This is a genomic window from Bacteroidia bacterium (assembly GCA_016218155.1).
Lineage (GTDB): Bacteria > Bacteroidota > Bacteroidia > Bacteroidales > GWA2-32-17 > GWA2-32-17.
Genome location: JACREQ010000047.1, coordinates 58,741 through 75,564 on the forward strand (window position 1 = coordinate 58,741; position 16,824 = coordinate 75,564).

15 protein-coding genes are annotated in these 16,824 nt (G+C 30.2%); 12 read left to right on the plus strand and 3 right to left on the minus strand.

Going from position 1 to position 16,824, the window contains the following annotated elements:
* Positions 1–45: 45 nt before the first annotated feature.
* Positions 46–1,257: an ornithine--oxo-acid transaminase gene (gene rocD / locus HY951_09355; protein MBI5540250.1), complete on the plus strand. Its 1,212-nt coding sequence runs from the start codon at positions 46–48 to the stop codon at positions 1,255–1,257.
* Positions 1,258–1,472: 215 nt separating this feature from the next.
* On the plus strand, positions 1,473–2,654 hold the full coding sequence (locus HY951_09360) for a T9SS type A sorting domain-containing protein (GenBank protein MBI5540251.1): 1,182 nt from the start codon (positions 1,473–1,475) through the stop codon (positions 2,652–2,654).
* A gap of 68 nt (positions 2,655–2,722) precedes the next feature.
* Here the strand turns inward: HY951_09360 and sppA are convergent, their stop codons facing one another.
* Positions 2,723–4,486, minus strand: a complete 1,764-nt coding sequence (sppA, locus tag HY951_09365) for a signal peptide peptidase SppA (protein ID MBI5540252.1) — start codon at positions 4,484–4,486, stop codon at positions 2,723–2,725.
* Between the two features lie 52 nt (positions 4,487–4,538).
* The gene (locus tag HY951_09370) at positions 4,539–5,273 is read right to left on the minus strand and encodes a TlpA family protein disulfide reductase (GenBank protein ID MBI5540253.1); all 735 of its coding nucleotides are present in this window, start codon (positions 5,271–5,273) and stop codon (positions 4,539–4,541) included.
* Between the two features lie 158 nt (positions 5,274–5,431).
* Between HY951_09370 and HY951_09375 the strand changes: the two genes are divergently transcribed.
* The 8 genes from HY951_09375 to HY951_09410 all read left to right on the plus strand — a co-directional run bounded on the left by HY951_09375 (position 5,432) and on the right by HY951_09410 (position 14,016).
* Positions 5,432–6,250 (plus strand): hypothetical protein, encoded by an 819-nt coding sequence (locus HY951_09375; protein MBI5540254.1) that lies wholly within the window; start codon positions 5,432–5,434, stop codon positions 6,248–6,250.
* 19 nt (positions 6,251–6,269) lie between these two features.
* Positions 6,270–6,920 (plus strand): hypothetical protein, encoded by a 651-nt coding sequence (locus HY951_09380; protein ID MBI5540255.1) that lies wholly within the window; start codon positions 6,270–6,272, stop codon positions 6,918–6,920.
* A 149-nt stretch (positions 6,921–7,069) separates the two neighbouring features.
* Positions 7,070–7,324: a PqqD family protein gene (locus tag HY951_09385; protein ID MBI5540256.1), complete on the plus strand. Its 255-nt coding sequence runs from the start codon at positions 7,070–7,072 to the stop codon at positions 7,322–7,324.
* Positions 7,311–8,357, plus strand: a complete 1,047-nt coding sequence (locus HY951_09390; protein MBI5540257.1) for an ATP-grasp domain-containing protein — start codon at positions 7,311–7,313, stop codon at positions 8,355–8,357. The genes HY951_09385 and HY951_09390 overlap by 14 nt, the downstream gene beginning before the upstream one ends.
* Positions 8,358–8,423: 66 nt before the next feature.
* The gene (locus HY951_09395) at positions 8,424–9,782 is read left to right on the plus strand and encodes a diaminopimelate decarboxylase (protein ID MBI5540258.1); all 1,359 of its coding nucleotides are present in this window, start codon (positions 8,424–8,426) and stop codon (positions 9,780–9,782) included.
* An 8-nt stretch (positions 9,783–9,790) separates the two neighbouring features.
* Complete coding sequence (locus HY951_09400) at positions 9,791–11,989, plus strand: urea transporter (protein MBI5540259.1); 2,199 nt, start codon at positions 9,791–9,793, stop codon at positions 11,987–11,989.
* A 3-nt stretch (positions 11,990–11,992) separates the two neighbouring features.
* Entirely contained in the window at positions 11,993–13,414 is a 1,422-nt protein-coding gene (locus tag HY951_09405) for a tetratricopeptide repeat protein (protein MBI5540260.1), read from the plus strand.
* Positions 13,402–14,016 (plus strand): tetratricopeptide repeat protein, encoded by a 615-nt coding sequence (locus tag HY951_09410; GenBank protein MBI5540261.1) that lies wholly within the window; start codon positions 13,402–13,404, stop codon positions 14,014–14,016. Before HY951_09405 ends, HY951_09410 begins: the two co-directional genes overlap by 13 nt.
* 66 nt (positions 14,017–14,082) lie before the next feature.
* Here the strand turns inward: HY951_09410 and HY951_09415 are convergent, their stop codons facing one another.
* Positions 14,083–14,958, minus strand: a complete 876-nt coding sequence (locus HY951_09415) for a PKD domain-containing protein (protein MBI5540262.1) — start codon at positions 14,956–14,958, stop codon at positions 14,083–14,085.
* Between the two features lie 231 nt (positions 14,959–15,189).
* On the opposite strand from HY951_09415, the gene HY951_09420 reads away from it, so the two are divergent.
* Together HY951_09420 and HY951_09425 are read left to right on the plus strand one after the other, a co-directional pair.
* Complete coding sequence (locus tag HY951_09420; GenBank protein ID MBI5540263.1) at positions 15,190–16,200, plus strand: DUF4349 domain-containing protein; 1,011 nt, start codon at positions 15,190–15,192, stop codon at positions 16,198–16,200.
* A 74-nt stretch (positions 16,201–16,274) separates the two neighbouring features.
* Positions 16,275–16,727, plus strand: a complete 453-nt coding sequence (locus HY951_09425; GenBank protein ID MBI5540264.1) for an energy transducer TonB — start codon at positions 16,275–16,277, stop codon at positions 16,725–16,727.
* Positions 16,728–16,824: the final 97 nt, after the last annotated feature.

Consider the following 16,824-nt stretch of genomic DNA (forward strand, 5'->3'; position numbering starts at 1 on the left):
AAAAACACATTAAAATTTAACATTATGGTTGAAACATCAGCAAAAATGACATCACATGATTTCATGGAATTAGAAGAACATTTTGGAGCTCATAATTATCATCCGCTTCCTGTAGTTTTAGCAAAAGGTGAAGGAGTTTTTATGTGGGACGTAGAAGGCAAACGCTATTATGATTTTTTGTCAGCGTACTCTGCTGTTAACCAGGGTCATTGTCATCCAAAGATTTTAAAAGCTATGGTTGATCAGGCTTCAAATCTTACATTAACTTCTCGCGCATTTTTTAACAATAAACTTGGAGTTTATGAAGAATTTGTAACTAAATTTTTTGGTTATGATAAAGTTCTTCCGATGAACTCTGGTGCTGAAGCAGACGAAACTGCACTTAAACTTTGTCGTCGCTGGGGATATGATGTAAAAGGTATAGCAAAAGATCAGGCTAAAATAATTGTTTGCGAAGGTAACTTCCATGGAAGAACAACAACAATTATTTCTTTTTCAACAGACCCTGATTCATACAGTGGTTTTGGTCCTTTTACTCCTGGATTTGTTACAATTCCTTATAACGATTTAAAAGCTTTGGAAAAAGCTTTACAGGATCCAAACGTAGCTGGATTTTTAGTAGAACCAATTCAAGGTGAAGCAGGTGTTTTTGTTCCTGATAATGGATATTTAGCAGAAGCATTCAAACTTTGCAAAGCAAATAATGTATTGTTTATTGCTGACGAAGTACAGACAGGTATTGCAAGAACCGGAAAACTTTTAGCTTGCGATCATGAAAATGTACATCCTGATATTTTAATTTTAGGAAAAGCTTTATCAGGTGGTTTCATGCCAGTATCTGCTGTTCTTGCAAATAATGAAATTATGTTAACCATTAAACCAGGTGAACATGGATCAACATTTGGCGGAAATCCTCTTGCATGCGCTGTAGCAGTTGCTTCTTTGGAAGTAGTAAGAGACGAGAAACTTGCAGAAAATGCAGAGAAAATGGGTAAATTATTCCGTGATGAATTAGGAAAAATTAAAAGTGATATGATTGAACTAATCCGTGGAAAAGGATTATTAAATGCAATTATTATTAAACCTAAAAACGGTAAAGAAGCATGGGATGTTTGTGTTGCAATGAAAGATAATGGTTTGTTAGCAAAACCAACCCATCAGCATATTATTCGCTTTGCTCCTCCTCTTGTGATTAATGAAGCACAAATTATGGAAGCTGTAGAAATCATTAAAAAATCAATTCTTCAGTTTTCGTAACAAATTAATTTGTAAAATTATTAACAATTATTTTTTACAATTTTTTTAAATTATTATATTATATATCATAGATATATAGATATAAAAAAATACTGATAAATATTTTATCAGTATTTTTTTATCTTTTAAAAAGCAATTTTCGTCAAAATTTAATATATCCTCCTGTAACATATGAGTATTTTTACTGTATAAGAGTAAGTAAAAACACTTATAACATGAAAATTCAATTACTATTATTTTTTACCTTTATTTTCATCTCGCTGACCCAAGCAGCAACAAAGTATTATTCAATACTTGATGGTGGTGGATTTGATGGTAATTGGAATGCAAATGGTTATTGGTCCAGTACATCTGGCGGAGCATCCTGTGGTTGTAATCCAGGTAATAATCCAGGTGGAACTACAGAAATTTATATCAGAACTCAAGTAAATTTGAATGTATCAGCTACAACTGCCGGAATACTTGATATTGCTTCTGGCAAATCTTTACAAACATTAACAAATAATTTAGAAATTAAAACAGGTGGAAGACTATATGTTACTGGAACTTTAAAAGTGTGGGATTTAACATTTAGTAATGGTTCAACCATAGATGTAGGTTCAGGTGGAAAAATAATTGTTTTACATAATTTTATTAATAAAAACAATAGTGATGCTGTTACAATAAATGGAACTATAACAGTTTCTGGAAATTTTGATAATGGCAATGGTGGTGTTATTCAAGGTTCAGGCTCAATAACAGCAAGTTCCTTTACAGGTCCAGGTGAAACATTTGGCTTTACAAACAGTACTATTCCTACTAATACTACCGTATCTAATGGATCATTGCCAATAGAAATAGCTTCTTTTACTTCTTTAGTTGAAAATGGAGTTGTAAAAATAGACTGGGCAACAAGTACAGAAATTAATAATGATTTCTTCACAATTGAAAGGTCAAAAAACGGAGTGGATTTTGAAGAAATAGAAAAAATTAAAGGACAAGGAAACAGTAATACTTTAACAAATTACAATTTTATTGATTCAAATCCATTGCATGGAAATAGTTACTACAGATTAAGACAAACTGATTTTGATGGAAAAAGTACATTGAGTGACCTTATTTCTGTTAATTTATCAAAAATTGAGAAATTGCCTTTAACATTTGAAGTTTTTCCAAACCCAATTACAAAAAATGAAAATTCTAATATCAATATAACTGCATTTGAACCCGAAACTGAAGTTTTAGTAGTAGTAAGGAATCTTTTGGGACAAGAACTTTATTCAAAAGTATTAATTACTGATTTTTCTGGAAATTCAATTAGTGCTATTGATCTGGAAAATAATTTACCAGCTGGAACATATATTATTATTGGCACTTCATTAAATCAGACCTTCAATAAATATCTTATTATAAAATAGTTTTTTCATAGAAAAATAAAAGGAGGTATTTTGCAATACCTCCTTTTATTTTTTAATATTTTCCTTTATTAATAAATAAAAACATCGTATGCCATTCTGGCCTGAACCCCACTAATACCAGTTAAACTTTTTAATGTTTTATAATATCTGTATGCAGGTCCTAAATCATTCTTTAAAGTTGAAGTTGAAACATTTTCTTTCATACTTTTCATAAACTGTTCAAAGAATGGAAGCTTTTCAGGCATCTCAACAAGCTTAACTTCTGATGTAATACCAGCTTTTGCTTTTGCAATATCAATTGCTTTTTCAATACCGCCAAACTCATCAATTAAACCTATTTCTTTTGCATTAACACCACTCCATACTCTTCCTTGTCCAATGCTATCTACATTTGCTTTGTCCATTTTACGACCATCTGCTACATGACCAATAAATACATCGTATATTTCTTCAACGCTTTTCTGAATAACTGCTCTTTCTCCGGGTTTCATTTTTCTAACCATTGAACCAATACTTGAGTTTGCATTTGTATTTACTTCGTCAATTGTTATTCCTAATTTATCGTTTAATAACTTCTGTCCGTTCCATAATAAACCAAATACACCTATAGATCCTGTAATTGTAGTATGATCCGCTACAATCACATCAGCAGGACAAGCAATATAATAACCACCAGATGCAGCTACATCGCCCATACTAACAATCACTGGTTTTGCTTTCTTCAAAAGAACAACTTCACGCCAAATAACATCAGATGCAAGTGCACTTCCACCGGGACTATTAATTCTGAATACAACTGCTTTTATTGTAGTATCTTTTCTTGCCTTTCTTATTGTTTCCGATAAACCTTCAGATCCTATACTCTCATCATCACTTTTACCCATTCCAATTTCTCCGTTTGCATAAATAATTGCAATTCTATTCTTCTTTCCAGGAATATGATTTCCAGGAACTTTTTTATAAGAATTCATTGCAACTAACTCAAGATCTTTGTTTTTTTCAATTTTTGAAGACTCTTTTAAAATATCTATTATCTCATCATAATACTTTAAACCATCAACTAATTTCAAATCAACACATGACTGCGCATTCGTAACCAACATACTATCTGCATATAAATTCAAGCTATCCACGCTAATTTTTCTTTGTTCAGAAATACCTTGAAGAATAAAATTCCACATTGACCCTATGTAAGTCAATGTTTGTTCTCTATTTTCGGGGCTCATTTTATCTAGAATAAATGGCTCAACAGCACTTTTAAACTTTCCATGGCGAATAACTTCAGGCTCAACTCCCAATTTTTCTAAAGCACCTTTAAAAAACATTACTTCTGAAGACAATCCTTTAAACTCAACAGATCCTTGTGGGTTTAAGTAAACTTTATTTGCTACAGTACATAAATAATATGAACCTTGAGTGTACATATCATTATAAGCAATTATAAACTTACCCGATTCACGAAATTTAAGAAGAGCTGTTCTTATTTCTTCTATTGTTGCAATTCCTGCATCAAGATTAGGAATATCCAGAAAAATACCCTTTATATTTGAATCTTCTTTTGCTTTTCTGATATTTTTAAGAATATCATTTAAACCTAAATTAGTTGAAGGTTCAAAAGATCCAAAGCTCATATTCTGAAATGGATTATCAGATGTTCTTTCAGCAATTGTATAATCAAGTCGGATGTGAAGAATTGATGATGACTCAATCTTTACTTCTTCCTTACCACCAGATAATGACCCGACAATAATCAAAAAAACAAAAAAGAAAATTAAATTAACTACAATAATTCCAACTATGGTAGCTAACATGTACTTAAGGAAATTTTTCATTGATATTTGAATTTATGGTTTATAATTAAAAATTTATGACGAATTATTATGATTAAAAGTTACATTTTAAAATTTTTCCATTCAAAGCATTTCCTTTTGAAGTTAAAAAAGAAATAAAAAAGACTCCCGAAGTTAAATTATTTAAATTAATTATTTGGGAATTATCTGAAATTTCAAAAACATTAATAATTTTTCCAAACAAATTGTAAACATATAATTTTGCTGGATAATAATTATTATCGACAAACAAGTTTAGCTTATTATTTTCAAAAACAAACCATGAGTTATTATTTTCGATATAAAACTCATTTACCGGCAATGATTCTTTACACCCTTTTATTGCTTCATCTAAATTAGAAATTGACACAAATTTCATTGAATAAGAAGGGCATACTACCCAATATTGCGGAGTATAAGTAACGTTATATAAAGGAACAATAATATCATCAGTATATGTACCAAAAACAGGATATGAAAAAGGATATTGATTTTGAAATGCAATAATTGCGGAGTCTGTAATACCATTTACTTCTACTCCCCATACCCAAAGAGAATCGCCATTACTTCCATATGATTGCCAAATATCTTCCAAAATCGGAATTCCTGAAATACAGGAACCACAATTTGTCGAAAAAAAATCAAGCACTACAGTTTTATTATTATTTAATTCTGAATATAAATTTCTAGTAACTCCGTTTATATCAGTAATTGTAAAATCAGGCGCAATATTCTGTGCATAGGTACTTTCAAACAAGAAAATTATAAAAATAAAAACTCTAACTTTCATAACCCGAAGTTAGTTTTTTCTTTTCAAAAAATACTCAATAAGCCAACTAATTAATAAAAAAAAAACATTCTATTACTAAAAACTATTATTTGTTTATTCAAATATTTACTATTTTTGAACTTTAAACTTATATCTGTAAAACTTTATAGTTTATGAACATGAAATATTTAAAACTGCTATTCTTAAGTAGTCTGTCTGTAATTATGTTTTCCTGCAATGATTCAACCCCACCTGTAGAAAACATTTTAGAGGATTCAACTTCAACAAATGAAATAACTGAACTACAAAAAAGCACAGTTAAAATTCCTTCACCAATTGAACTTTTTTCTTTTATATATGAAGCAAATGCAAAATATAACAAAGAGAATCTAAATTCAACTGATAACAGAGCAAAATATGTAACAAATCAGAAAAAAGCAATTAATTTAGGTATTTACGCATCTGATTTAGGCTATTGTACTGTATTTAAACAAAACAAAGAAACCTTTTCATACTTCTCAGTTACAAAGAAAATGGCTGATGAGCTTGGGCTTACTGAAGGTTTCGACGAAAAAATTGTAAGTCGTATTGATGCTAATATGAGTAATAGTGATTCACTTTTCCAGATTAGCAATGACTCATATAGTACCGCTGTTCGTTTTCTTGAGCAACAAGGTCAGGGAAATTTGCTACCCTTAATGATAACAGGTGCTTGGATTGAAAGTGTAAATATTGCGATAAAATCTGTAGATAAATTTAATCCTGATAATGAAATAGTAATCAGAATTGCAGATCAGGGTCTTTTATTAGAAAATTTACTTGATATGTATAAATCATTAGGTGAGAATGAGAACGAACCTGAACTTTATAATAAACTTTTAGATCTTCAACAGTCATTTGATAAGCTTTATGATAATACAGATGAAATAATTACTAAGAAGCAATTTGAAGAAATTTCATCAAAAATTAAAGCTATTCGCGCAGAGCTAATTGGTTAAATAAAAAAGATTACAAGTCATGAAAAAAGCATATATGAAAATAGGACTTATAACAATTTCCACCGCACTTTTTTGTTTTGCTATGTCACTTCAGACAAATGCTCAGTGCGAAAAGAAAAAATTTTGTGAGGATAACTTAGACGATTATGATTACAGAAGTCAATCTTCTTTTGCAAAACTTTCACCCGGTGACACCTCAAGTGTTTCTTTAGTTTTATATGGAAATCAGAGATATCGTATATTTGTATGCAGCGATCCTAAATTAGGAGATGTTGCATGGAAAATTGTTAATCCTGAAAGAAAAACAAAACGTACTATTGCAAGCATCAGAAAAGATACAACAGTAATTTATAAACTTACCGAAACAGGCGATTACGCAACCGACGATCTTGGTAATTTAATTGTAAAAGATAAAAAGGTAAATGTAGATACACTATGGAATACTGAACGTATTGCTGTTGACAAAGTTGTTTTTGACAATAAGAAAAACTCTGATAAAATGTATTTAGAAGTTGCTCCTAAAAAAAGTGAGCGTTATATTGTAAGAGTTGCTATACCTGGTGGCGATCCAAATTATGCAGGATGTGTAAATGTTTATGTTGGTCGTTTGCCTATGGATTCTAAAAATTTCTCAAAACAAGGAAAAGGGAAAACCAATACAACTTATTAATTTAAAAAGCATTATAAAATAAAACCTCATTGTTTACACTTTGAGGTTTTTTTTATTTTATGAAATTATATAATCTTTTTACAAAATTTTATAACAGATAAAAATAGTTTAACTATACTTTTACAAAATAATAATCTAAAATTTTTTCTATGAAATTAAAAAAGAAAATAGCCGTAAGCGAAACTGGTTTTATTTTCGATCCAACAACTGGAGATTCTTTTTCACTAAATCCAACTGCAGCTGAAATTTTAAACTTACTCAAAGATGGCAAAAATGAAAAAGAAATTAAAAAGATCATAATGACAAGTTATGATGTTGACGAATCAACATTTGAACGCAGCTTTCTTGATTTTATGGCTATGCTTCGTTTATATAATATGATTGAGGAACATGAAGAAAACTAAAATAACAGTAGCTGTATCAGGATTAAATAATACAGATAATCCCGGACCTGGCATTCCAGTAATTCGTGCGCTTCGTGAGTCAGAAGTTTTCGATGTTCGAATTATAGGATTAGCATATGAAAACCTTGAACCAGGAATATATATGCATAATGTTGTAGATAAGGTTTATCAGGTACCTTACCCATCAATTGGCAGCGATAAATTACTTCAACGACTATCATATATTCACTCTATTGAGAAAATTGATGTACTTATCCCAAATTTTGACGCTGAACTTTATTCATTTATATCTTTTGAAAACAAATTAAATGAAATGGGAATTGGTACTTGGCTGCCAACAATGGAACAATTTGAAGAGCGACATAAAACCAAGCTCCCTGAGTTTGGTAAAAAATATGGAGTACATGTACCTCATAGCCGCCCAATAAATAGTATTAGTGAAATTGATTCCCTAACACCTGAATTTTCCTATCCCCTACTTGTTAAAGGAAAGTTTTATGATGCATATGTAGCATTTAACCCTGAACAAGTAGCACTTTATTTTAACAAAATTGCAACTAAATGGGGTGTTCCAATTATAATTCAACAATTTATTAGAGGCACTGAGGTTAATGTTATTGCTTTAGGCGATGGTAAAGGAAATACAATTGGTGCAGTTCCAATGCGTAAACAATATATTACCGATAAAGGCAAAGCCTGGGGCGGTATCACACTTGATGATCAGGATATGTTGGATTTGTGTCATAAAATTTTAAAGAAAACAAAATGGCGTGGCGGAATGGAGTTAGAACTTATAAAAACATTCGACAATAAATATTATCTGATTGAAATAAATCCACGAATACCTGCATGGGTTTATCTGGCAGTTGGTGCTGGGCAAAATCTTCCGGAAGCAATGGTTAAACTTGCCTTAGGTAGAAAAGTAAAACCATTTACAACATATGAATCAGGAAAAATGTTTATTCGTTACTCATGGGATATGATAGTTGATTTAAAAGAATTCGAACAATTATCAACAAACGGGGAACTTTAAAAAGTTAGAATGTCTAACTGTAAAAAAATGAAATTTAATCGTTAAACTTTGAACATTAATAAATATATGGAAAAGAAACATTTCGAGAGACCAATAATAAAGAAATTACAAACAGGAATGCCTAATAAATTCGGCATGAAAACCGAATACGAACCTATTTCAGAAATTGATGGAGTATCTGTAAAGGAGTTAATTGAAAAATACGGAAGTCCTCTATATGTAATGTCTGAAAATACAATTCGTGAAACATACCGCGATGCACACAGAGCTTTTAGTACTCGATATCCAAAAGTACAATTCGCATGGTCCTACAAAACAAACTACATGAACGCAATCTGTAACATATTTCACACAGAAGGTTCATGGGCCGAAGTTGTATCAGGATTTGAATACGATAAAGCAATAAATAATGGAGTTCCAGCTAGTAAGATTTTGTTTAACGGTCCTGATAAATCTGCTAAAGATTTAGAAAAAGCAATAAAACACGGGTCATATATTCATATCGATCATTTTGATGAATTGTACACAATTATTAGTCTTTCTAACACAATGAAAGAAAGACCAAAAGTTGCAATTCGTGTTAACATGGACTGCGGAATTTACCCATTATGGTCACGCTTTGGATTTAACTACGAAAACGGTGAAGCATGGGAAGCCATTAACCGCATAATGTTAAGCAAAAAATTAGATTTGGTTGGTTTGCATTGTCATATCGGAACTTATATTTTAGCTCCATGGGCTTACGGAACTGCTGCTGCAAAACTTGCTGATTTAGCTGTTGCAATTGAAAAGAAATTCAATCACTATATAAAATATATTGATATGGGTGGTGGTTTTGCATCAAAAAACACACTTAAAGGTGCATTTTTACCAGGCTCCGACACATGTCCATCTTTTGATCAATATGCAGATGCTATTACAACTGCTTTAATTAATAGTCCTATTAATCACGAACATCTACCAGTACTTATGCTTGAATCAGGTCGTTCACTTATTGACGATGCCGGATATTTAGCAGGTACTGTACTTGCAAACAAACGTCTGCCTGAAGGTAAGCTTGCAACTATTATAGATATTGGCGTAAATTTATTATTCACTTCATTCTGGTATGACCACAAAGTTACACCAGCTCAGCAATTCAGCCACCATACAGAAGACACAATTATTTATGGCCCTTTATGCATGAACATTGATATTATCCGTGAAAACGTACAATTACCACCAATGAAAAAAGGTGATAATATTGTAATAAGTAGAATTGGAGCTTATAATATGACACAATGGATGCAATTCATAACACTTCGCCCAAATATTGTTCTAATCGACTCAAAAAGTAAAGCTCATGTAATAAGAGGAAATGAAACTCCCGATAATATCATGAAAAATGAAATAGTTCCAGAACATCTTGTTAAATTTGAGCTTTAAATTGTTTGGTGAAAATTAAATTTGCGATATTAACGATTTTAAAGGGGGTAGTTTTTAGCTACCCTCAGGTTTTCTTTTCTAAAAGCAAATTATTTGCTTCATTGTTAATATTGCTAACTTTTTTAGATCCATATACAGGAATTGGTGGATTAATTTGCATTATTGCTGCAAATCTGGCTTCTTATTTAATCGGACTAAATACATACAAAATATCGAGCGGACTATATGGGTTTAATGCTTTACTTGTAGGCCTTGGATTAGGATCATATTATTCACCATCATGGGAGCTATATACTGTTATTGCTTTTTCCGGATTACTTACATTATTTATTACTGTTGCACTTGAAGGAATTATTGGCAAGTATAATCTTCCGTTTTTAAGTATACCGTTTTTACTTGCATTATGGATTATTCAAATGTCATCACATGAATTTAATTCCTTAGGAATTTCTGAAAGAGGTATTTATTTCATGAACGAGTTATATAGTATTGGCGGAAAAGGATTAGTAGATTTATATAATCAATGGAATTTAGTAATTATTCCCGTTTCAATAAAAACTTATTTACTTTCATTAGGTGCTATATTTTTTCAGGAAAACTTTATTGCCGGAATACTTATTTCTATAGGGTTATTAGTATATTCAAGAATTGCTTTTTCACTATCACTGATAGGTTTTTATGCTGCATATTTTTTCTTCATTTTAATTGGGAGCGATATAACACAAGCAAACTATACCTATATCGGTTTTAATTTTATTCTTACTTCGATTGCTATCGGTGGATTCTTTATGATTCCATCTCGAAATTCTTATCTTTGGGCAATTCTTGTTATACCTGTTACTGCAATAATAACAATTGGCAGTAGTATGTTTTTCAATACGTGGCATTTATCCGTTTACTCATTGCCTTTTAATATTGTTGTTTTGATGTTTATTTATTCTTTGCGCTTCAGAACACAGTTTTATAAATACATTTCTGAAGTCAGCCTGCAACAATTTATGCCTGAAAAAAATCTTTATAGCTTTTTGATTTCTGTAAACCGCTTTAGTAAGAACTTCTCTACTTTCCCTATTAAGCTTCCTTTTTGGGGAGAATGGCATGTTGAGCAGGGTCACAACGGAGAAATAACACATAAAGATGATTGGAAACATGCTTGGGATTTCACAATAAGAAGTGCTGATAACAAAACATACGTTTCTAATGGCGCATCATTAGAGGATTATTTGTGTTATAACAAAGCTGTTATTGCTCCTGCGTACGGCACAGTTGAAGAAGTTATTGACGGAATTCCGGATAATGCTGTTGGAAATGTTAACCTGCAACACAATTGGGGAAATACAATAGTAATTAAACATGCCGATTTTCTATATTCAGAATTAAGCCATCTAAAAGCTGGAAGTATTAAGGTTTTTAAAGGTGATTTTGTTAAACCCGGACAAATTATTGCTGCTGTTGGCAATAGTGGGCGATCACCAGAACCTCATTTGCACATGCAATTGCAAGCGACTCCTTTTACGGGTTCAAAAACCTTATTTTATCCTATAAATCATTTTGTTTCAAAATCAGAGAACGGATTAAATTTTAATTCTTTTGATATTCCTAAACAAAATACATTAATTTCAAATATTGAAGTAAATCAATTAATAAAAAAAGCTTTCACTTTTATACCCGGACAGAAATTCAATATTTCATACGAAGAAAACGGAACACAAAAAAATGTGTCATGGGAAGTTATTACCGATATTTATAATAATACTTACATTTATTGTCACAATACTAAATCGGCTGCTTATATTTTCAGTGATGGAATTCTGCACTTTTTCAAACATTTTGAAGGCAACAGAAAATCGCTTTTATATTTCTTTTATTTAGGTTGTTATAAAATATCGCTGGGTTATTACAAAAATTTAAAACTTAAAGACACTTATTCGTTAACAGAAGTATTTAGTTTACCAAAATTAATTATTCAGGATTTTTTCGCACCATTTTTTCGGTTTATGTCAGCAGAATATAACATTGAATATATTTCAATGGATGACAATATGAATCCTACTAAGGTTCTTTTAAAATCAAACACAACAGCTAAAGTACTTAACAAAAAAGTTGTAAATATTGATTTTGATATTGAAATTGGACAATATGGTATTTCAGTTTTCGAAGTAAGATCAAAAAATAAATCAATAAGAGCTATACTTGTGGAGGCATAATAAATGAAGAAATTACTTGTAATAATTATATTTTCTATCTCAAGCCTTAACATATTTGCTAATGATACATTAAGTTATACTTATGTTGATTCTGTCACATATTCAATGTATTTGAAACAAGAATGGATACCACTGATTAAACTTGGCAATGAAGCTCTTTATAACAAAATAGATTATTTTTATTTAAGAATGCGTTTGGGCATTGCTTATTACGAAACAAAAGAATATGAGTCGGCTATTTCTCATTTCGAAAAAGCATTAGAATTTAATTCTGCTAGCGAAATAGCTTTAGAATATATTTATTATTCTTTATTTTTTTCAGGCAAAAGCAGAGATGCAGGTTATTATGCAAAAAGTTTTAATCAAACTATAAAAGATAAAATTAAACCTGAAATACCTAAAAAGATTAACAAACTATTTTTCGAAAGTGGATTTAACATTATACCTGATTTCGATAATATTAAAGTTGAGATTATAAAACCTGACAACAAAAATTACAGGCTGGAAAAAGATATAACAGGAAAATTTATTTTTGCAGGGTTGGGTTTAAACCATGAATTTAATAAGAAAATATCACTTTTACATTCATTTAATTATGTAAAAGCAGATGGATTTCAACAATTATTCTTTGCAGATAATCCTAATCATGACTCACTTTACAATGAATATAGTTACTCATTAAAAATATTACAATATTATTTTGCTCCAACATTCTATGGAAAAAAAAATAACAGCTATACTCTATTTGGCAACATTATGTACCTTACTGCAAATAAATATGATTATAACTTTCTTCGTTTGACACCAATTCCAATGCCTGCTCCTACTACCCCACCACCACCTGCATATATTTACGAAATGCCATTAAAGCAAGAAAACATAACCTCATTTCAATGGGTTGCAGGTATTAATTACACAAAGAATTACAAGAAAAGTTTATTTGATTTTACAGCTACATTTTCTAGTATAAACTCATATAAGCAAATACAACTAACTCCTGGTTATGGCTTTTATTTTAATAAAAACAGATCATTGTTTTCTAAATCAGCTATAACACTATTCGCTCAAAGACCAGATTTTAGAATAATATTTAACCAGTTAGTGAGCTATAAAATAGCCAAAAATATTTGGATTGACATTCATGGCTCATATGGAACATTGCAAAATTACAACGAAAACAATGGGTACACTATTTTAAATACTACAGATGAAACATTATACAGAATAGGAACAAAAATTTCATTTCCTGTTATAAAAAAATTGAGTTGCTTTATTTCTTATTCATATTCTGGCAAAAATCTGCCTTTTGAGTATTTAACAATAAATGAATCTGTACATACTAGAGGACAAGTTTTTAAATCAACTATTCAAAACAAAAAATATAATCAACATTTAATTTACGGAGGAATAATATGGAAATTCTAAAATCAGTTTTTGTCGCATTTTCATTGTGTATTGTTATAACTTCAAATGCACAGGATGATAAAATCTTAAATGCCTTTAAACAAAGTTACACTTACGAAACAACCGGCGACTATGCAAATGCAATAAAAGAAATAGCTACAGTTTATACTGCCGATTCTTATGAACAAAACTTAAGACTTGGATGGCTAAGTTACGAAGCAGGAAAATTTACAGAATCTGCCGCTTATTACGAAAAAGCTCTTGCATTAAAACCTATGAGTGAAGAAGCACATTTAGGAATTGTTTATCCAGCCTCAGCATTAGGAAACTGGGATCAGGTACTAGCGCATTATATCAAAATATTAGAAAATAATCCTGCAAACACAACTGTAAATTACAGAATTGGTAACATTTATTACGAAAGAAAAGACTATACAAAAGCAAATAACTATTTTGAAAAAGTAGTAAACTTATATCCATTTAGTTATGATGCTTTATTAATGTATGCATGGACAAATTTCAAACTTGGAAAAACCCGCGAAGCAAAAGTTCTTTTTAATAAAGTACTTATGTTATCACCTGAAGACAAATCAGCTTTAGAAGGATTGGGATTATTAAAATAAAATTCCAAATATTATTTAAATGCAGTCAGGTCTTTCGACCTGACTGTTTTTTGTTTAAAAATAGAATTAGGGATTAATTAATACCCCATTAATACTATAATCTATACACCCATTAACTGATTTCATTACATGAATTACGGAGAAATGACCACTTGAAGTATAAGTATGTTGCGGGTTAATTTCCTCAGAATTAACACCATCACCAAAATACCATTTATTATATATTAAATTATTTGTATCGCTATAAAAATGTATCGTTGGTTCCATTAATGATGCAATATAAGGAGAAAACCAAATATTATCTTCGGGATTTGTTAATACTTTAATTGTATCTTTAGGGTTAATTATTGTATTTCCTAAATTATCTTTAATTAATAAATTAACAACAAAAAAACCTGGCAAATTAAAGGTATGAAACGATGTTGGCAAAGTAGAAGTATTTGCGCTTCCTGTGTATGGCTCATCAAAATTCCAATTATAAAGATAATTACCTTGTGAAGGTAAATAATTGTTTATTTTAAAATTTGCTGCAATAAATCCACAACCACAACCTTTATTTATTTTTACATTTCCATTCATAAATTCAGTTGAGTTAAATTCAATTACAAAATATTTTTTAATTGTATCAGAACCTAAATTATTCTTTACAATTAATGTTATATCATATGTTCCAGAACTATCAAAATAAACTTCAATTGCAGGTTGGTAATATGTTGTACCATTCCATAATTTCCAGATCACGCTATCAGTATATAATCCTGTATTTACAAATATTGCAGATCCAGAGTCAATACTGAAAAAACTATCAAAACTTGCTACAGTATTATTAATGTTAAGTTGATTGTTATTCGATTCTTCTTTTTCTTTTCTACAGCATATAAGAAATGAGGAGACTAGTATAGTAACAAAAAAAAATATCAAATAAGTATATTTTGATTTCATGTTTTTTATATTTTAATAACCAAAGATATATATTTTTATTACTTAAAAACAAAATATGCTTTTCGCAGCAACACTTCTATTTGCAGTCAGGTCTTTCGACCTAACTGTTTTTTTTATTCAAAAGATTTTTAATGATTTATAGTTATTGAACACAATATTTCAATAATTTTAAATTTTATTTGGGTTACTTTTTATATTTTATGTGTACTAATAATCAAAAAATATACAACTATGAAAGCAAAAAAATTATCATCACTAAGGTTAACAATGTTTTCTTTAGTATTTGCAGTTCTTATATCTGCAATTTATTCCTGTAGTTCTAGAGATGAAAGTGGTTCTTCAGACAATAAATCAAGTTTACCAGGCTCATATGCTGAAACATCTGCAGCAAAAGCTGAAGAAGAAGAAAGTCAGGATATGTCAAATCAGGTAATGGCCGATTCAGTTATTACAAATCAGGAAGTAATTTCATCTTCTGCAGCTGTTGAATCAAAAGATACTACTCGTAAATTTATACGCACCGCCGATTTAAAATTCAGAGTAAAAGATGCACGTTGGGCAACATTAAAAATTGAGGACATTATCGGTGCTCATAATGGTTTTGTTGAGTTTACAGAATTGAGATCAGAGCCAATGGGAACACAAATTGTTGCCCATAGCGAAGATTCATCTTTAGAAATTATTCATTTCAGAGTTATAAACAACATGACTCTAAGAGTTCCAAATACTGAACTCGACAGCACATTACGTGCTATTGGAAAATTAGCCGAATTTTTAGATTTCAGAATTATTAAAGCAGAAAATGTAACACTTTCAATAAAAGAAAAACAACTTGCAGCAAACAGACTAAAAAAATACGATAACCGTGTTGCAAATGCTATCGATAATAAGGGAAACAGACTAAGCGATATTTCTTATGCCGAAGAAAACAGATTAAACCGTCAGGAGCAATCAGACAATAATTTAATTGAAGAACTTTCATTAAAAGATAAAATTGAATATAGTACAATTAAGATTGAAATGTATCAAAGAAGTTCAACAATGAGAACTATTATAGAAAGCGAAAAAGAAGTTGAACCTTATACCACAAGTTTTGGAGTACGTTTCATGAACGGTGTTAAAACAGGATGGAAAATTTTAGAATTCATTGTTCTGGCTATTGTTAACACATGGAGTATACTTTTAATTATTGCTGCTACATTATTTACTATCAGATATTTTATTAAGAGAAAAAAGAAATAAATATCATTCTTTAAAAAAAGCCAGTGAATATACACTGGCTTTTTTTTATCTTTGAAAAAACAAAATCTTTGTTTATGAAACAATTCTTTGCAATTATTTTTATAACAATATCATTTATAAATTATACATATAGCCAAACAGAGCAAAAAACTGATTCGGTTATAATTATGCCAGAATTCCCAGGAGGTCAAGATGCTATGATGGATTTTATTGGGACAAATATAAGATATCCTACATATGCAAAAGAAAAAGGGATTGAAGGTAAAGTTTTTATTAGATTTATAATTTCTAAAACGGGAAAAGTAGATAGTGTCACTGTTTTAAAAGGGGTTTACCCACTTTTAGATGAAGAAGCTATAAGAGTTGTAGCAAAAATGCCAGATTGGAAACCAGGGATGCAAGATGGTAAACCAGTTAATGTGTCCTTTCATATTCCAATAAATTTCAAGCTTAACAAAAAACAGGAATTAAAATACGACACTTCTGACTCTGCAAATGATATAAGAAAAATGATTTTATTTCATTAAAACTAAGCTGATCGGGATTTTTTAATCCCGATTTTAATAACTGCGGATTTTAAATCCGCTAAAGCACAATATTATTTTTTCTTAAACCACCCTTTTT